The sequence below is a fragment of the Streptomyces sp. 840.1 genome, from assembly GCF_003751445.1.
Classification (GTDB): Bacteria; Actinomycetota; Actinomycetes; order Streptomycetales; family Streptomycetaceae; genus Streptomyces.
In genome coordinates, this window is the sequence record NZ_RJUU01000001.1 from 2,326,074 (window position 1) to 2,343,867 (window position 17,794).

15 protein-coding genes are annotated in these 17,794 nt (G+C 71.2%); 6 read left to right on the top strand and 9 right to left on the bottom strand.

Annotation, left to right across the window (positions count from 1 at the left end):
- Nucleotides 1-42: 42 nt before the first annotated feature.
- The 5 genes from EDD93_RS10670 to EDD93_RS10690 form a co-directional block, all read right to left on the bottom strand.
- Nucleotides 43-2,901 carry an FtsX-like permease family protein gene (locus EDD93_RS10670; protein WP_123524918.1) on the bottom strand — a complete coding sequence of 953 codons (2,859 nt, stop codon included), beginning with the start codon at nucleotides 2,899-2,901 and terminating at the stop codon, nucleotides 43-45.
- Nucleotides 2,898-3,665 (bottom strand): ABC transporter ATP-binding protein, encoded by a 768-nt coding sequence (locus tag EDD93_RS10675; RefSeq protein ID WP_123524919.1) that lies wholly within the window; start codon nucleotides 3,663-3,665, stop codon nucleotides 2,898-2,900. Before EDD93_RS10675 ends, EDD93_RS10670 begins: the two co-directional genes overlap by 4 nt.
- A 188-nt stretch (nucleotides 3,666-3,853) precedes the next feature.
- On the bottom strand, nucleotides 3,854-4,465 hold the full coding sequence (locus EDD93_RS10680) for a PadR family transcriptional regulator (RefSeq protein ID WP_123524920.1): 612 nt from the start codon (nucleotides 4,463-4,465) through the stop codon (nucleotides 3,854-3,856).
- Nucleotides 4,466-4,547: 82 nt separating this feature from the next.
- Nucleotides 4,548-5,327: a hypothetical protein gene (locus tag EDD93_RS39875; protein WP_221217302.1), complete on the bottom strand. Its 780-nt coding sequence runs from the start codon at nucleotides 5,325-5,327 to the stop codon at nucleotides 4,548-4,550.
- Nucleotides 5,328-5,458: 131 nt separating this feature from the next.
- Nucleotides 5,459-7,099, bottom strand: coding sequence for a protein kinase domain-containing protein (locus tag EDD93_RS10690; protein ID WP_123524921.1), 1,641 nt, complete (start codon nucleotides 7,097-7,099; stop codon nucleotides 5,459-5,461).
- A 338-nt stretch (nucleotides 7,100-7,437) separates the two neighbouring features.
- Here EDD93_RS10690 and EDD93_RS10695 point away from each other — a divergent pair, with 338 nt between their 5' ends.
- Entirely contained in the window at nucleotides 7,438-9,105 is a 1,668-nt protein-coding gene (locus tag EDD93_RS10695; protein ID WP_123524922.1) for a protein kinase domain-containing protein, read from the top strand.
- A gap of 9 nt (nucleotides 9,106-9,114) precedes the next feature.
- Here EDD93_RS10695 and EDD93_RS10700 read toward each other — a convergent pair whose 3' ends face one another.
- The 3 genes from EDD93_RS10700 to EDD93_RS10710 all read right to left on the bottom strand — a co-directional run bounded on the left by EDD93_RS10700 (nucleotide 9,115) and on the right by EDD93_RS10710 (nucleotide 11,366).
- The gene (locus EDD93_RS10700) at nucleotides 9,115-10,107 is read right to left on the bottom strand and encodes a phosphotransferase (RefSeq protein WP_123524923.1); all 993 of its coding nucleotides are present in this window, start codon (nucleotides 10,105-10,107) and stop codon (nucleotides 9,115-9,117) included.
- A 58-nt stretch (nucleotides 10,108-10,165) separates the two neighbouring features.
- On the bottom strand, nucleotides 10,166-10,603 hold the full coding sequence (locus EDD93_RS10705) for a pyridoxamine 5'-phosphate oxidase family protein (RefSeq protein WP_123524924.1): 438 nt from the start codon (nucleotides 10,601-10,603) through the stop codon (nucleotides 10,166-10,168).
- A 103-nt stretch (nucleotides 10,604-10,706) separates the two neighbouring features.
- Complete coding sequence (locus EDD93_RS10710) at nucleotides 10,707-11,366, bottom strand: response regulator transcription factor (protein WP_123524925.1); 660 nt, start codon at nucleotides 11,364-11,366, stop codon at nucleotides 10,707-10,709.
- A gap of 341 nt (nucleotides 11,367-11,707) precedes the next feature.
- Here EDD93_RS10710 and pdhA point away from each other — a divergent pair, with 341 nt between their 5' ends.
- From pdhA to EDD93_RS10735, 5 genes are all read left to right on the top strand, one after another.
- Complete coding sequence (pdhA, locus tag EDD93_RS10715) at nucleotides 11,708-12,871, top strand: pyruvate dehydrogenase (acetyl-transferring) E1 component subunit alpha (RefSeq protein ID WP_123524926.1); 1,164 nt, start codon at nucleotides 11,708-11,710, stop codon at nucleotides 12,869-12,871.
- Between the two features lie 2 nt (nucleotides 12,872-12,873).
- Nucleotides 12,874-13,854: an alpha-ketoacid dehydrogenase subunit beta gene (locus EDD93_RS10720; protein ID WP_123524927.1), complete on the top strand. Its 981-nt coding sequence runs from the start codon at nucleotides 12,874-12,876 to the stop codon at nucleotides 13,852-13,854.
- Between the two features lie 10 nt (nucleotides 13,855-13,864).
- Nucleotides 13,865-15,319, top strand: coding sequence for a dihydrolipoamide acetyltransferase family protein (locus tag EDD93_RS10725; protein ID WP_123524928.1), 1,455 nt, complete (start codon nucleotides 13,865-13,867; stop codon nucleotides 15,317-15,319).
- Between the two features lie 216 nt (nucleotides 15,320-15,535).
- Nucleotides 15,536-16,351 (top strand): DUF3592 domain-containing protein, encoded by an 816-nt coding sequence (locus EDD93_RS10730; protein ID WP_260255686.1) that lies wholly within the window; start codon nucleotides 15,536-15,538, stop codon nucleotides 16,349-16,351.
- 182 nt (nucleotides 16,352-16,533) lie between these two features.
- Nucleotides 16,534-17,220 (top strand): DUF4232 domain-containing protein, encoded by a 687-nt coding sequence (locus tag EDD93_RS10735; protein WP_123524930.1) that lies wholly within the window; start codon nucleotides 16,534-16,536, stop codon nucleotides 17,218-17,220.
- A gap of 76 nt (nucleotides 17,221-17,296) precedes the next feature.
- Here the strand turns inward: EDD93_RS10735 and EDD93_RS10740 are convergent, their stop codons facing one another.
- Nucleotides 17,297-17,767, bottom strand: coding sequence for an ATP-binding protein (locus tag EDD93_RS10740; protein ID WP_123524931.1), 471 nt, complete (start codon nucleotides 17,765-17,767; stop codon nucleotides 17,297-17,299).
- Between the last annotated feature and the right edge of the window lie 27 nt (nucleotides 17,768-17,794).

Here is a 17,794-nt window from a genome sequence, read left to right on the forward strand (position 1 = left end):
CCGGGACAGCCGGTCAGCGCGCTGCCGGAGCCTTGTGCCCGGTCATCCCGCGCGCCGTGACAGCGTCAGCCGGGACCGGGTGAACACCGCCGCCAGCAGCCCGGCCAGCAGCGGGACGACCACGGCGAGCAACCCTATGGTCGCCCAGGGCAACACGATCGGGGTGTACGCGGACTCCATCGGGTCCAGCCGCATCTCCTTCAGCGCGTTGCGCAGGTCGATCAGGCGCAGCGCCACCGCGGGCACCAGCCCGGCGGCCGTGCCGAGCAGCACCCCGGTGAGCGCCACCACCAGGCACTGGAACCCGGAGAGGGTCCGCCGCACGCCCGGGGGCGCGCCCACCGCGCTGAGCGTGGTGAGGTCGGCCTCCGCGTCGGCCTTGGACAGCCCGGTCGTGATCGCGGCCGCGCCCACCGTCACCACCCCGGCGAACAGCGTCAGCACCAGCAGCATGATGTTCTCGCGGTCACCGGCCTCGGATCCGGACCGCACGTAGACGGTTCCGCCCGCCTGCTGGATCGCGGCGTCGGTCCGCTGCGTCTCGGCGTCCGTCGGCGGCCGGGAGACGGAGTAGATGCTGCCGTACAGCGTGGTGTGCAGGCCCAGCCGATGGGCCGTCTTCTCCGGCATGATCATGCGGATCCCGGGCGTCCCGGCGTACTTCGCGTCGGCGGTGTACACCTTCAGCCGGTCCGTCCTCGTCCTGGCCGGGCCGGGGTGCAGGGCGCGGTTCTTCTTGTCCTTGTCGCTGTACCGGTGGACCGCCTTGAGCGTGACCTCGCCGTCCTTGGCGTACGCCCGGTTGAGCAGCACGGGGGTGCCCGCTTCCAGCGCCTTGGCCGCGGCCGGGTCGTCGAGCTTCACGTACGTCCGGAGCAGCGCTGGGCCACCCACGACGACGTTGCTGCCGCCGCCGTTGAACGTGTCGATGGTGTAGCGCTCGTCCACGCACTCGGGGGAGTGCATCGTGCTGCGGTGCTCCTCGTCGCTCATCCGCAGGGCGAGCTCCTTGGCGCCCGTGGTGTTGAGCGGGCAGGTGTGTCCCTTGCCGGTGGGCTTGAGGAGTTCGAGCGCGCCGCAGCTGTTCTCGTCCTCGTAGTAGGTGTCGCAGTCGCTGCCCGCCCAGACCCGGGAGATCCGGGCCGGCGCGCTGGTGGTGTGCATGTTCCGCTCCACCGCCGCCTGGGCCGGCACGAGCTGCTCGGCGGGCGTGGAGCCGCCCTCGCCCGAGGCGTACAGGGCGACCGACGTCGCGCTGAACATCGGTGTGTAGTCGTACTCCCCCTCGGCATCCTTGCTGGACACGAACGTGGCGATGGCCACCGAGCCCGCCACCGCGGCCATGACCGCCGCGACCGCCGGAGCGGTCCTGCCGCGGTTACGGGCCGCGTCGCGCAGCGCCATCCGGGGCGAGAGCGGCAGTGCGCGGCCCAGCCGGCCGAGCACCCCGACGATTACCGGGATGCAGCACAGGAGCCCCAGCTCGGCGACCACCGAACCGGCGGCGACCGCCGTCGAGTTGCCGGTGGTGCCGCCCACGATGGCGATCCCGACGCCGATGACCAGGGCGCCGGCGCCCACGCTCGGCAGGACCCGCGAGCTGCGCCGGACCCCGCGGTGTCCGGTGAGCGACTCCAGTACGGACTGGCGGCCCGCCACGATCGCCGGGGCCAGCGCCGCGAGCACCCCGGTGATCATCCCGATCACGGCGATGGCCAGCAGTTCCTTCGGCTCCAGGGCGAGCGAGCCGAAGCGGTGCCCGGCCTGCTCCTCCAGGAGTGGCCGGAACGCGGCGGTGAGTGCGAGTCCGGCCACCACACCCACCACGGCCCCGGCGCCGCCGAGCACCAGACCGCCGCAGAGGACGACGGCCCGTACGTGGCGCCGGTCCCCGCCGCAGGTGCCGAGGAGGCCGAGCTGACGGCGGGAGCGGCGCGCGCCGACGGCGAAGGCCGGTCCGGCGAGCAGGACGATCTCCAGGACCGCCATCGCGACGATCGTGATGAGGGCCGCGCTCAGCTCGTCGGAGGTCTCGGGCATCTGGCTGGTGCCGCGCTTCTTGAGCAGCGGGACCTCGGAGTCCGGCGGCGGGTCCAGGACGACCTGCCGGGAGACGACCAGGGCGCCCTTCTTGTTGGCCGCCATCACGTCGGACCAGCTGACGCCCTTGCCGCCGTCCGCCTTCACCAGCCAGGTCAGCGCGCCGGCGTTCGGGGGCAGCACCTTCTTGTCACGGGCGGCGACGGCCTTCCACGGCGCGATGACCGCGCCCGGGTCGGCGTACAGGGCCTTGAGCGACAGGTTGTCGGGTTCCTCGACGGTGCCCGTGACGGTGTACTTCCGCTCCGGCCCGTGGACGGTGATGTGCGAGCCGATGTGCAGTCCGGCCGACTTCAGGAACGGCTCGGTGGCGACCATCTCGCCGCTCTTCTTCGGGAACGCGCCGTCGACGAGGTCGAGCTTGCCGCGCGCCATCTCGTCCGAGGTCCGGAGCTCGAAGACGTCGACGTCGGCGACGCCGTACCCGGTGGTGACGTGAGCGGGCACCGACTGGATGCTGATGCCGCGTGCCCCCTTCGGGAACGCGGTGCGCAGGTCGAGTGCGGGTGCGTCCTCGGGCGCCGGCGGGTCCTCGCTGAGGGGGTTGTAGTCGTCCCCGCCGACCGACTGGTCCAGCGGACCGGCCTCCGGGTCCCTGAACAGCGCGTCGGCCGAGCCGACCTGCGCCGTCAGCTTCTCGGCGGCCGTGGGCTCCACACTGCGGTACGTCACGTCGAGCGCGGTGACGCCGAGCACCGGTATGGCGATCATCGCGACCACCAGCGCGCTGCGGCCCTTGGCGCGCATGGCGTCGCGCCTGGCGATCCGGAGGGCGGCGCGCCACCCCGTGAAGACGCTCACGCCTTGCCCCCGGCGGCCAGCAGCGAGTCCGCGCCGACGCTCAGCGTCTGGTCGACGATCGAGCCGTCCCGCAGGAAGACGACCCGGTCCGCCCAGGCCGCGTAGCGCGGTTCGTGCGTCACCATCACACCGGCCGCGCCCTGGTCGCAGCGGTTGCGCAGCAGGGCGAGGACGGCCTCGCCGGTCTCGGAGTCGAGCGCCCCGGTCGGTTCGTCGGCGAGCACCAGGCGCCGGTCCCCCACCAGCGCTCGGGCTATTGCGACGCGCTGCTGCTGGCCGCCGGACATCTCGTCGGGGAAGCGGTCGCCGATCTCCAGGAGCTTCATCTCCTCCAGCGCGGCGCGAGCCTCCTTGCGCGCCTTGCGCACCGGGACGCCGTCGAGCTCACGCGGCAGGGCGATGTTCTCGGCGGCGGTCAGCGCGGGGATCAGGTTGTAGTCCTGGAAGACGTAGCCGACGCTGCGGCGGCGCAGCGCGGCCACGCCCTTACGGCCGAGCGAGGAGATGTCCTGGCCCTCGATGACGACCTGGCCCGAGGTCGCGGCGTCCAGGCCGCCGGCGATGGTCAGCAGGGTGGACTTGCCCGAGCCGGAAGGGCCCATAACGGCGACGAGCTCGCCGGCGTGCACGGACAGGTTGATGCCGCGCAGGGCGTGCACCTCGGCGATGCCGGTGCCGTGGGTACGGGTGAGCGAGCGGAGTTCGAGCACCGGTGTGTCCACCGACAGGGGCGGAGCGGCTGGGGACGGGGCGTGCGGTGACATGACGGGAGGTTCCCCCTCGGAACGAACGGTTCTGTGGTCGGTGACGCGGTGACGCGGTGACGCGGTGATGCGGTGATGCGGTGATGCGGTGACGCGGTGACGCGGTGATGCGGTGATGCGGTGATGCCGTGATGCCGTGACGCGGTGATGCCGTGATGCCGTGACGTGGTCGGCGGCCGGCGCGTGGCTCAGCGGCGGGCGCGGGGCCGGGTGGTGCGGGCGGCGGGGCCGGGAGCGGGCGTGCTGGTCTCCGGGTCCGTGGCGGCGGCCTCGGCGAGCCGGACCAGCCGGGCCTCGCAGTGGTCCAGCCAGCGGGCCTCCGCCTCGGCCTGGAAGATCAGCTGTTCCAGTACGAGCAGCCAGGCGACCTCGTCGCGGTTGGCGGGCACGTCGCTGAGGGCCTGGGCCTTCAGGCGCGTGTAGTCCTGCATCGCCTTCACGGTGTGATGGCGCTGCGACTGGATGACGGCCCTGATGTCCACGCCGGGCGCGCCCACGGCCATGGCGAGCTTGATGGCCAGCTCGTCGCGGGGCGGGCTGCTGCGGTCGACGGGGGTCTCGAACCAGCTGCGGAGCTCGCTGCGCCCCCCGTCGCTGATCGAGTACAGGGAGTGCCCCTGGTCGTCCTCGCCGTCCTGCACGACCAGGCCGTCACGCTCCAGCCTGCTCAGCGTCGTGTACACCTGCCCGACGTTCAGCGGCCAGGTGGAGCCGGTGCGGGACTCGAATTCGGTACGGAGCTGGGAGCCGTAGCGCGGCCCCCGTTCCAGGAGGGCCAGTAGCCCGTGGCGGATCGACATACTGAGTATGTATACCGAGTATGTTGCTGAACGCAAGTCTGTGACCTGGCGTGAAGGGGGTGAGGTGGTCCGGGCGCGGCGGTCAGTCGGCGCGGCGCATGCGCAGTGCGAGGAAGCCGATACCCAGCCCGACCAGGCAGATTCCCACGCCGAGCGACATCTCCTGGACCTGCCGCACGTCCCGTCCGCCGAGGGCCTGCGGCCGGGTGGCAACCGGCGAGGTGCTCGCGGCGGGGGTGACGGCCGTCGCGGCGGCCTGCTCCTCTTCCGCTTCGACCGCGTCGTCCGAGCGCTCGATCTCCTGAGGTGTCAGCGGCCGCCCGGGGCGCTGCCGCCCTTCCCCGGCGGGCAGTCCGGCCAGCGGTGACTGCTCGTCGTGCGGTCGCGGCGAGCCGGCGCCCGGCGAGGGCGGTCCGGAGGCCTCGGGCGGGGCGCCGGGGGGCCCGGTCGGCAGCGAGGCGGGGGGCGCGGGCGCGGCCGAGGGGCCGGCGGATGCGCCGGGTCCTTGCGGGCCGGCCGGGCGCTCCGAAGGCGGCACGGTGGGCGTCGCGGAAGGCGTCACCCCCGACGCGGGGCCCGCCGGGGCCCCGGACGACGAGCCCGCCGACGAGCCCTTCGACGAGCCCGCCGACGGGTCGGACGACGCCCCGGCCGGTCCCGGCGCGACACCGGAAGGTCCGGGCACGGCACCCGCCGGTCCCGGTACGGCAGAGGGCGCGCTCGCGGTCACTGAAGGCTCCCCGGCCACGGTCGCCGCAGCGCGCGCCTCCCCGCCGGTCAGGCCGCCCAGGGCTGCGGCCGCCGTCAGCGCGAGGCAGGCCGCGCACCGTGAGGGCCGCGAGGGGAAGCGTCCTGAAGCCATGTGGCCAGCGTCACATGTGACGATATGTCCGGCATCTCGGGTGGTGCGGACGGATGGCCCCTGGCAGCGCGGACGGATGGCCCGGCCACCCAGCGGGTGCCACGCAGGGGCTCCCGCCCACCCGGCGGGTGTTACGCCGGGTCGCCCGTGGCGATGCGGAGCTCGAAGTGGGCGCCGGTCTTGGGCACCGCGGTCCCGGAGGTGGGGAACTGGTCGACGACCTGGTCCTCCGCGTAGGCGTTGCCCGGCACCTTGATCTGCTTGATCGTCCAGCCGGCCGCGTCCGCGCACTGCCGGGCGGAGATGACGTCCTTGTAGAGGAAGCTCGGGGCGTCGACCTTGTTCGGGTCGTCGGAGTCCTCGATGGCGTCCGTGCAGTCCTCGGTGTCCATCGTCCGGTTCCGCTCCGGATCCTTGTGATCGGCGGCCGGCTGGGAATCGCTCGCCGTGGGCTTGTCGTCGCCCTTGTCGCCCTTCATCGAGAGCACCGTGATCAGGCCGCCGATCGCGATCAGGGCCACCACGATCGAGCCCACGATCACCGGAACGTTCCGCTTGGAACCGCCACCGCCCGAGGGAGTGGCGGTCGTCTGCGCCGACATCGAGTACGGCGGCGGGGTCTGCTGCTGCATCGGCGACATCTGCGCCTGGCTCTGGTACGCCGGGGCCGACTGGGGGTAGCCGTACGAGGGCGCGGGCGTCGGCGGACCGTAGGGGCCGGGCTGCTGCTGGGACTGGTACGGGCCGGGCTGGTACGGCGTCTGGACGTTCTGCGGAGCCGGGGTGGACTGGTCGACCGGCGGGAAGACGGCCGAACCGACGCCGGAGCCGCTGTTCGCCGGGGCGCCGGCACCGGCGACGATGACCGGGGCGCCCGTCTGCCCGCCGGCGTTCAGCACCCGGGTGATCTCGTCCTGCATCGCGGCGGCGCTCGGGAAGCGCTCGTTCGGGTTCTTCTTCAGCGCGCGGGCGACGAGCGCGTCCATCGCCGGGGTGACCGACCGGTTGATGGTGGACGGCGCGACCGGCTCCTCCTGTACATGCGCGTACGCGATGGCGAGGGGCGAGTCGGCGTCGAACGGGATGCGGCCGGTCAGCAGCTGGAACAGCATGATGCCGACCGAGTACAGGTCGGAGCGCGCGTCCACGCCCCGGCCCAGGGCCTGCTCGGGGGAGAGGTACTGCGGGGTGCCGACGACCATGCCGGTCTGCGTCATCGACGTGACGCCGGACTGCATGGCGCGGGCGATGCCGAAGTCCATGACCTTCACGATGCCGCGCTTGGTCACCATGACGTTGCCCGGCTTGATGTCGCGGTGGACCAGGCCCATTTCGTGGCTGGTGTCCAGGGCGGCCAGCACGTCGGCCGTCACCTTGAGCGCCTTGTCGGCGGGCATCGCACCGTGGCTGCGGATGTCCGCCTGGAGCACGGAGCCGAGCGGCTGCCCCTCGACGTACTCCATGACGATGTACGGCATCAGCGCGCCACCGAGCTCGTCCTCGCCGGTGTCGAAGACGGAGACGATGTTGGTGTGCTGGAGCTTCGCGACGGCCTGCGCCTCGCGCCGGAACCGCTCGCGGAAGGACTGCTCGCGTCCGAGTTCCGTATGGAGCGTCTTGATCGCGACCTGCCGGTCCAGCGCGGAGTCGTACGCCAGATATACGGACGCCATCCCGCCTTCGCCGAGCAGGTCACGCAGCTGGTAGCGGCCGCCGGCGACCGAACCGCCCGCGTAGCGACCCTGGGCCCCTTGTGCGCCGTCCTGGCTCATGACTTGACTTCCCCCTCGGGCGCGCGACTCACGCGAAGATCCGTATTACGGGCCAAGTCTGCCCGAGGGGTACGACACGTCAAGCCAGGTGCCCGTTCCGTGACCCTACGCACAAGAAGCGTCTCGGAAGCGTTACAGGAACCGCATGTAATTTGCGCGGGCGGCTCGTCAGCCGGTTGGATGGCCGGTCCCTCTCGAAATCGGTGTGTCCGACGAAGCCTGTAGCGTGACGTGGCAATGCAGCGTGACGTGGCAATGCAGCAGGGGCCTTTCGGACGAAGGGCCTCAAACACCGTGAGAACCCGCGGACGCGCGGACAGAAACGACGGCGAGGACTGATGGCACCCGAACCCGAAGCAAACGGCGGCGGAGTTCCGGATGGCACCGACTCCTGGGGTATCGGCGGTGTTGTCGGCGACGGGCGTTACCGGCTGACCCACCGGCTCGGCCGGGGCGGTATGGCCGAGGTCTTCGCGGCCGAGGACGTCCGGCTCGGGCGCACGGTCGCGGTGAAGCTGCTGCGCTCCGATCTCGCGGAGGACCCGGTCTCCAAGGCCCGGTTCACGCGTGAGGCCCAGTCGGTCGCGGGGCTCAACCACCACGCGGTCGTGGCGGTGTACGACTCCGGCGAGGACACCGTCGGCGGGCAGACGGTCCCGTACATCGTGATGGAGATCGTCGAGGGTCACACCATCCGTGACCTGCTGCTCAACGCCGATCCGCCGCCTCCGGAGCAGGCGTTGATCATTGTCTCCGGGGTGTTGGAGGCGCTCGCCTACTCGCACCAGCACGGCATCGTGCACCGCGACATCAAGCCCGCCAACGTGATCATCACGCACTCCGGTGCGGTCAAGGTGATGGACTTCGGCATCGCCCGTGCGCTGCACGGCGCGCAGTCGACGATGACCCAGACCGGCATGGTCATGGGCACGCCGCAGTACCTCTCCCCCGAGCAGGCGCTGGGCAAGGCCGTCGACCACCGTTCCGACCTGTACGCCACCGGCTGCCTGCTGTACGAACTCCTCGCGCTGCGGCCCCCGTTCACGGGTGAGACGCCGCTCTCCGTCGTGTACCAGCACGTTCAGGACATTCCGGTTCCGCCGTCGGAGATCTCGAACGGTGCGGTGCCGCCGGAGCTGGACGGGCTTGTCATGCGCTCGCTGGCGAAGGACCCGGACGACCGGTTCCAGAGCGCCGAGGAGATGCGCGGGCTGGTCCAGTACAGCCTGCAGATGCTCCAGGTCCAGGGCGGCCACACCGGTACGTGGAACACCGGCCCGGTGGTGCTGAACGAGGGCGGGGCCACCCCGCCGCGAGGCATGACCGGCGCCACCCGCGCGATGGGGCACCCGCAGCACGGGGACACCTCGCAGGGGCCGATCCTGCCGCCGATGAACCCCGACGACGGCGGTTACAACGGCTACGACGGCAACGGCAGCCACCAGGCCGGCGGCGGCCGGGGCCGGGGCAAGCTGTGGCTGTTCGTCGTGCTGGCACTGATCGCGATCGGCGCGGGCGTCGCCATCGCGCTGAACGCGACGAAGGGCGACGGCGGGACACCCAAGAAGGACCCGACGCCGACGTCCAGCTCGCCCTCCCCGAAGAAGAGTTCACCCTCGCCGACCGAGGAGCAGACGCAGGACACCGAGCAGCCCGGCAACTCCTCCGGCGATCAGCAGGAGACGCCGCGCAGGCCCACGTACTCCAAGTCGATCACGCCGAGCGAGACGAACAAACCGCCCACGCCCACCCCGTCGGACACCGACTCGGGCACCACGACGGATGGCGGCGCCAGCACCGACGCGGGCGGCGCGGCGGCGGACGGCGGCACCGGAAGCAGCAGCAGCACGGGCAGCGACACGGGTGGTACGACAACCGACGGCGGTGCGAACGGCGAACAGGACGGCGGTACGACGCCGGCCGGCGGAGCGGGCGGTGAGCCGGGGGGCACCGCGGACGGCGCCAGCGCCGGCACCGCCGAGGGCCCGGTGGGCACCACCCCGTAAGCACCCGCCTCACCCCGTGAAGGCCTCGCGCACCGCGTCGTACTCACGGGTCCACCACACCGCCAGGGCCGACACCGCAGGGAACTGCGGGTCGGCCCTCCGGTCGTTCAGGCAGTACCGCCAGCGCAGTATCCAGAAGTCGTTGAGCCGCTCCCACCACACCCGGTGCACCGCGGCGGCCAGTTCGGCGGCCCCGGCCCCGGCCGCCCGCCGGTAGGCGCGCGCGTAGGCCCGTACCTTCGTCAGCTCCAGCTCACCGGCCGGCTGGACGAAGAAGATCGCGGCGGCCCGTACCGCCTCCTCCGCCCTGGGCTGCACGTCGAGGCGGTCCCAGTCGAGGATCGCCACCGGGTCGGCGCCCCGGTAGAGCACGTTCAGTGGGTGGAAGTCGCCGTGCACCCAGCCGGTCGCCGGCACCCCGGGGGCGGGCGGGCGCCTGTCCGCGTGCTGGTCCAGCAGGGTGCGCCGCTCCAGGAGCCGGTGCTCGGCCAGCTCGTCGAAGGCGTCCCTGGGCCGCCGGCCGCGCGCGGCGGCCAGCAGCTCGTCGATCAGCGCGAAGGTGTCGGCCGGGTCGGGGCTCGCATGGCCGCGCGGCCTGCCCGCACCCCCGGCACCCGCCTCCATCACCTGCTCAAGACCAGTGTGTACGGCTCCGAGGAGCGCCCCGAGACGTACCGACTGGGCCACGGTGAGGTGGGCGCCGGCCCGGTGCAGCCCGTCGACCCAGGGATGCAGGGCGTAGCAGCGGCCGCCGATCTCGGTGACGGTGCCGCCCTCGGTGTCCTCGATGGGCGGGGCGACGGGCACTCCGAGTGACTGGAGGCGCTGGGTGGCGCGGTGCTGGCGGACGATCGTGGCGCGGTCGCCGGTCGAGTCGTCCAGATGGTGCTTGAGGAAGTAGGAGCCCCGGGTGGTGGAGACCCGGTATCCGTGGTTGAGCAGTCCCTGGTCCAGCGGTTCGCAGGTGAGCGGCTCACCTGCGTGCGGGTAGCGGCGGAGCACCTCGCGGACCGGGGGAACAGGCGTAAGGGTTACAGATGAGCGCGGCACTCGCCAGATGTTAGATCACGCTGTGTTGCAGGCTGTGACGAGTTGCGTGGAAGTCCAGAGTGTGCACCTGGACGAAATGCGGGTCGAGCCGGAGGAACGCCGGGGTGAAGGGCTCCCCGTTCACCTCGACGGGGGCGGGACCGAAGAGTTCGCGCTGGGCGCAGGTCGGCTCGACGGTCCGGGCGGGCCCGGTGAACTCCACGGACCACAGGTCCCGGCTGCCGGCGGCGGCGGCCACGTTGAAGTTGTCCGCGCCGTACGCGACGACGGTGCCGTTGCAGGCGTCGTGGTAGCCGAGGCCGCCGTGCATCCGCAGGACGACCCGGCCGTCGATCACGACGTGACGGGCCACCGTCAGAAACGGAAGGGCCCTCATGCTCGTCGCCAGCCGGCCGTAGGGGACCCGGCCGAGCAGGTCGATTGCGTGGAGTTCTTCCGCGGTGGACATGACCTCCACTGTGCGTCACCGCTGAGCACCTAATAAGAGGCTGCCGCCCCGGGCGCCGGGGGACCAAAGTCCCGAATCGGCATCCCGGGTGCCGGGCGCCGGCTCAGCGCTTTTCGGCCTGGAGCCGTGCGACATAGGCGGCGGCCTGCGAACGGCGCTCCATGCCGAGTTTGGACAGCAGGCTGGAGACGTAATTCTTGATCGTCTTCTCCGCGAGATGCAGCCGCTCCCCGATCACCCGGTTCGTCAGACCCTCGCCGATCAGATCGAGGATTTTGCGTTCCTGGTCGGTGAGGCCGGCGAGTTTGTCGTCGCCGCGGCCCTTCTTGCCGTCGCGCAGCCGCTCCAGCACCCGCGCGGTGGCCACCGGGTCGAGCAGCGACTTCCCGGCCGCCACGTCCCGTACGGCGTTCAGCAGCTCGTTGCCCCGGATCGCCTTGAGCACGTATCCGGAGGCGCCCGCCATGATCGCGTCGAAAAGTGCCTCGTCATCGGCGTACGAGGTCAGCATCAGGCAGTTGATGGACTCGTCCTGGGACCGGATCTCCCGGCAGACCTCCACCCCGCTGCCGTCCGGCAGCCGCACATCGAGGACGGCGACATCGGGCCGGGTCGCCGGGATGCGGACCAGCGCGTCCTGGGCGGTACCGGCCTCGCCGACCACCTCGATGTCGTCCTCCACCGAGAGCAGCTCATGAACTCCGCGGCGGACGACTTCGTGGTCATCCAGCAGGAAAACCGTGATTTTTCCTTCTTTGCGCACAAACGCAGTCTCACACACTCACCCCTTCCCTGCCGCTGTCCGGCGGGATAACGTGCCGTTGTTCCGGCAGCCTGCAAGGCTGTTACCAGTGCTGTGACCAGCGAGAGTTCCCGAATTCTTCGATTTACTTGGATATCCAAGCAAAATCGCAGGTCAGATAGGGTTTCGCAGTTACGCGAGGCACTGGGTAACGTGCCTAATAACAGGGCGCTCGCCGGGGCACCTGTCACGCCTGTTCCCGGACCGAGCGGCACCCCACCCCGTGCACGGGTACGGACACAGGCGAGCCGCACTGGTCTCCCGGCAGACCCCGGGGGCCGGACCGACGGAGGAGCACGCACGTGACCGTGGAGAGCACTGCTGCCGCGCGTAAACCGCGACGCAGCAGCAAGCGGACCAGCGCCGCGAAGACGCCCGCGAAGACACCGGGGACTTCCGGACCCGAACTCGTACAGCTGCTGACGCCCGAGGGCGAACGCGTCGAGCACCCGGACTACTCGATCGACCTGAGCGCGGACGAGCTGCGCGCCCTGTACCGGGACATGGTCCTCACCCGCCGCTTCGACGCCGAGGCGACCGCCCTCCAGCGCCAGGGCGAGCTGGGCCTGTGGGCCTCGCTGCTGGGCCAGGAGGCCGCCCAGATCGGCTCGGGCCGGGCCCTGCGCGACGACGACTACGTCTTCCCGACCTACCGCGAACACGGTGTGGCCTGGTGCCGGGGCGTCGACCCGACCAATCTGCTCGGGATGTTCCGCGGTGTGAACCACGGCGGCTGGGACCCGAACACCAACAACTTCCACCTCTACACGATCGTCATCGGCTCGCAGACCCTGCACGCCACCGGCTACGCCATGGGCGTCGCCAAGGACGGCGCGGACTCGGCCGTGATCGCGTACTTCGGGGACGGCGCCTCCAGCCAGGGTGACGTGGCCGAGGCCTTCACCTTCTCCGCGGTCTACAACGCGCCGGTCGTGTTCTTCTGCCAGAACAACCAGTGGGCGATCTCGGAGCCGACCGAGAAGCAGACCCGGGTGCCGCTCTACCAGCGCGCCCAGGGCTTCGGCTTCCCCGGCGTCCGGGTCGACGGCAACGACGTGCTGGCCTGCCTGGCCGTCACCCGCTCCGCCCTGGAGCGGGCCCGCCGGGGCGAGGGCCCCACCCTCGTGGAGGCGTTCACCTACCGGATGGGCGCGCACACCACCTCCGACGACCCGACGAAGTACCGGGCCGACGAGGAGCGTGCCTCCTGGGAGGCCAAGGACCCGATCCTGCGCCTGCGCACCTACCTGGAGAACGAGGGCGCCGCCGACGAGGCGTTCTTCACCGGCCTCGACGAGGAGAGCGAGACCCTCGGCAAGCGAGTACGTGAGGCGGTACGGTCCATGCCGCAACCGGACCGGATGGCGATCTTCGACCACGCCTACGCCGACGGGAGCGCCCTCGTCGACGAGGAGCGCGCCCAGTTCGCCGCCTACCAGGCATCGTTCGCCGAGGAGGGCAAGTAGCCATGGCCATGGAAAAGATGTCCATCGCGAAGGCGCTCAACGAGTCGCTGCGCAAGGCCCTCGACACCGACCCCAAAGTCCTCATCATGGGTGAGGACGTCGGAAAGCTCGGCGGCGTCTTCCGGATCACCGACGGCCTCCAGAAGGACTTCGGCGAGGGCCGTGTCATCGACACCCCGCTCGCCGAGTCCGGCATCGTCGGTACGGCGATCGGCCTGGCGCTGCGCGGCTACCGGCCGGTCGTGGAGATCCAGTTCGACGGCTTCGTCTTCCCCGCGTACGACCAGATCGTCACGCAGCTCGCGAAGATGCACGCCCGCTCGCTCGGCAAGATCAAGCTCCCGGTCGTCGTACGGATTCCCTACGGCGGCGGCATCGGTGCGGTCGAGCACCACAGCGAGTCGCCCGAGGCGCTGTTCGCGCACGTCGCGGGGTTGAAGGTGGTCTCGCCCTCCAACGCCTCGGACGCCTACTGGATGATGCAGCAGGCCGTGCAGAGCGATGACCCGGTCATCTTCTTCGAGCCGAAGCGCCGCTACTGGGACAAGGGCGAGGTCGACACCGAGTCCATTCCGGGCGGGCTGCACCGGGCCTCCGTCGCCCGCACCGGCACGGACCTCACGCTGGTCGCCTACGGCCCGATGGTGAAGGTCTGCCTGGAGGCCGCCGCGGCCGCCCAGGAGGAGGGCAAGTCGGTCGAGGTCGTGGACCTGCGCTCGATGTCCCCGATCGACTTCGACGCCATCCAGGCCTCGGTGGAGAAGACCCGCCGCCTGGTCGTGGTGCACGAGGCGCCGGTGTTCTACGGCTCCGGCGCGGAGATCGCCGCACGGATCACGGAGCGGTGCTTCTACCACCTGGAGGCGCCCGTGCTGAGGGTCGGCGGCTACCACGTCCCGTACCCGCCGGCCCGGCTGGAGGACGAGTACCTGCCGGGTCTCGACCGTGTGCTCGACGCCGTCGACCGCTCGCTGGCGTACTGAGGACTGGGGCGTGACAACGATGACCGAAACTGCGAACGCTGCTCGCTTCCGCGAGTTCAAGATGCCCGACGTGGGCGAGGGACTGACCGAGGCCGAGATCCTCAAGTGGTTCGTCCAGCCCGGCGACACCGTCACCGACGGCCAGGTCGTCTGCGAGGTCGAGACGGCGAAGGCGGCCGTGGAGCTGCCGATCCCCTTCGACGGAGTGGTGCAGGAGCTGCGCTTCGGCGAGGGCACGACCGTGGACGTCGGCCAGGTGATCATCGTCGTGGACGTGGCACCGGGCAGCGGCGACGCGGCCCCGGACCCGGCCCCGGCTTCCGCTCCCGCTGCGGCCCCGGCCGAGCCGGAGGCCGAGGCCCCGAAGGGCCGTACGCCCGTCCTGGTCGGCTACGGCGTGGCCGAGTCCTCGACGAAGCGGCGCGCCCGCAAGGGCACGGAGACCGGCCCGCCGGCCGCCGCGTCCGCCGCGATCCAGGGCGAGATGAACGGCCACGGCACCGGCGCTGTGCCCACTGCGCCCCCTGTCGCCGGGGTCCGGCCGCTCGCGAAGCCGCCGGTACGCAAGCTGGCGAAGGACCTGGGCATCGACCTGGCGACGGTCAGCCCGACCGGCGAGGGCGGCGTCATCACCCGCGAGGACGTGCACGCGGCGGCCACCCCGGCGCAGGCCCCGGCCCCCGAGCCGGCGCAGGCGCAGATCCCCGCCCCGGCATCAGCACCGGCATCCGCACCGGCCCCGGCCGTGGTCGCCTCGATGGGTGCGCGCGAGACCCGTATCCCCGTCAAGGGCGTACGGAAGGCCATCGCGCAGGCGATGGTCGGCAGCGCGTTCACGGCGCCGCACGTGACCGAGTTCGTGACGGTCGACGTGACGCGCACGATGAAGCTGGTCGCGGAGCTGAAGGAGGACAAGGAGATGGCGGGGGTGCGGGTCAACCCGCTCCTGATCATCGCCAAGGCCCTCCTGGTCGCGATCAAGCGCCACCCCGAGGTCAACGCGGCCTGGGACGAGGCGAACCAGGAGATCGTGCAGAAGCACTACGTGAACCTGGGCATCGCGGCCGCCACCCCGCGCGGCCTGATCGTGCCGAACATCAAGGACGCGCACGAGCAGACGCTCCCGCAGCTGGCCGCGTCCCTGGGCGAGCTGGTCTCCACGGCCCGCGAGGGCAAGACGTCCCCGGCGGCGATGGCGGGTGGCACGGTGACCATCACCAACGTCGGCGTCTTCGGCGTCGACACGGGCACGCCGATCCTCAACCCCGGCGAGTCCGCGATCCTCGCGGTCGGCGCGATCAAGCTCCAGCCGTGGGTCCACAAGGGCAAGGTGAAGCCCCGCCAGGTCACCACGCTGGCCCTCTCCTTCGACCACCGCCTGGTCGACGGCGAGCTGGGCTCGAAGGTGCTGGCGGACGTCGCCGCGATCCTGGAACAGCCCAAGCGGCTGATCACCTGGGCGTAGCCGTCCGGCGGTACGTGTGTGAGGTGGGCCCGCGCGAGGTGTTGCGCGGGCCCGCCTCTTTCTCCCGGAGCTCGTCACACGATCTTGCTGAAGCGTTCTGCCGGGCAGGTGCCAGGGGGCACCTCGCCATGGCGCTGAGTACGTCCGGAGTCCGTGGCGTGCGCCTGCCACGGTGGTGGTGTGCAACCGTTTGTTGATCTCAGCTGTCACACGCACATGACGACGATGCCTGGCCTCCCCTCCCTGGTGCTGCGAGGCAGCAGCGCCACCGCCCGCTTCGGGGACGGGTTCGACTATGTGCAGTGGGAACAGGGCGGGCGGGTGATACGGATTCCGCTGGAGGCCATCGAAGCGGTCCGCAGCCTCGACCGCTCGTTCGAGGTCATACTGACGACCACAGTGTCCGACCGCCCTGCCGACGTGTACGGGGTCCACCATGCCAGCGCCGCCGCCGTGGACACGTTCTCCGCCGCCGTTCGGGCCCGCCTGCCCGAGAGAGCGGCCGAAGGACCGCGTGTCGACGGCCGAGACCTGATCGCCGACGTCTCTGAAGAACACTCCCGGAAGCCGTCGAGGCGCCTTCTCGTCGTCACCTTGATCGCCGTCCTCGCCGCGGTCGATGCGACGGTCGGTGCGCTCCGGGGGTCGGGGTGGGTGGTCGTACTGCCGTTCTTCCAGCTCTTCGCTTGCACGGGAGCGTTCATGGCGCTGACGTTGGGACGCGGCTTGTACGACGGGTTGCGCCTCTCCAGGCACGGCATAACGGTGATGGCCGAACTCGACCATTACACCGACAGTACGAGGGTGTACCGGTACGCGGACCACGAGGGCGGGTCGCACTTCTTCCGGGAGCCGGCCGGCGGGCAGCAACTGGAGCTCAGCTACGACCCACGCGACCCCAGCCGTGCCTCCGCCCGCCAGCCTCTCTATGGCCAGGTCATGATGGCGCTGATATCAGCCATCGGCCTCGGTATGGCCTGCGGCGGTTTTGGGTTCACCGGTTACCAGCTCTTCCTCGCGTTGCTCGGCTGAACCGAGCGTCGCGCACCCGCCGGCCCATCCCGGCTCGGCGCGCTTGTAACAGCCATGCATTAGCGCGTGGTTGGGCGGAACGGCCGAGCCCCTCCGGCAGGTCCTGTTGATCAGAAGCGCTCGCTGGTACCGACCCGTACCGAGTGGGCCGGTACTGACCAACCGACGCTGAGGACGAAACCATGCGCGCTCGTAAGCTCACCTTCGCGGCCCTGGCGCTTGCTGCGGGTCTCTCGCTCACGGCCTGCCAGAACGACGACGACGCCGTGGGGCAGGCCGACCCGTCGTCCGGGTCGTCCGCGTCCGCCGCTTCCTCCTCCGGCGGTGGCTCGGACTCGGGTGGTACGGACGAGGCCGGTGGCAAGGAGTCACCCGCCCCGGACTCGGCCGGCTCCGCCTCCGGCGGCTCGGCCTCCGGTGGGAGCGGGAGCGGCTCCGAGGCCAAGGGCGGCAAGTGCACCACCGACGGTCTGAAAATCACGGCGCAGGACACCTTCATCGACGGCGACACCGACGGCAGCATCGCGGTGGGGCTGACGAACACCAGCGGCGCGGACTGCGTGGTCTCCGGGTTCGTGGGCGTCGACCTGAAGACGAACGCGGGGACGATCTCCGCCACGCGCAAGGGTGACCCCGGCGACCCGTACACCCTCAAGAACGGCAAGGAGATCGACTCCAACGTCAGCTACCCGCTCAACAAGACGGGTGGTTCCGGCATCCGCATCACGGGTCTCGTGGTGACCCCGCCGAACGAGACGAAGTCGGTCACCATCGCCTGGCCGGGCGAGAGCTCGCTGCCCGCGGGGGACAGCGGCAACGGTGACCAGGTCCTGGTCGGCCCGATCGGCAGCGCCGGCCAGGGCGGCTGACCGGAATAGCCGCTTCGGCGGTACGTGTGTGAGGTGGGCCCGTGCGAGGCGTGCGCGGGCCCGCTTCCTTTCCGGGCTACGGGACGTTCCTGGCCGAGACTTCGACGTCCGCCCGCCTGTGCAGGGCGAGTTCGGCGAAGACGGACTTGCCGACGCTGCGCGGCTCGACGCCCCAGCGGTCGGCGAGCCGGTCGACGACGAGCAGCCCGCGCCCGTAGCAGTCGTCGTCCTCCGCCTGGCGCACAGCCGGCAGCCGCTCGCCGCGCGGGTCGCTGACCTCGATGCGGAGGGTGGCGGCCGTGAGGATGAGGTGAACGCGGAAGAGCCGCCCGCGCACGGAGCCGTGCAGTAAGGCGTTGGTCGCCAACTCGCTGACCAGCAGCGCGACGTCCGCAACATGGTTGGAGTACCCCCACTCGGACACCAGCCGCACGGCCCGCCGCCGGCAGAGGTGGACGCTACGCGCGGTGGGCGTGTAGTCGAGCCGGTCCTCCTGAACGACGGGCTCGGGGGCGGGTGCGGGGGCCTTCTCCTGGGCTGCGGTCATGGGCGCGTGCCTCTCGGTGCGGGGGCG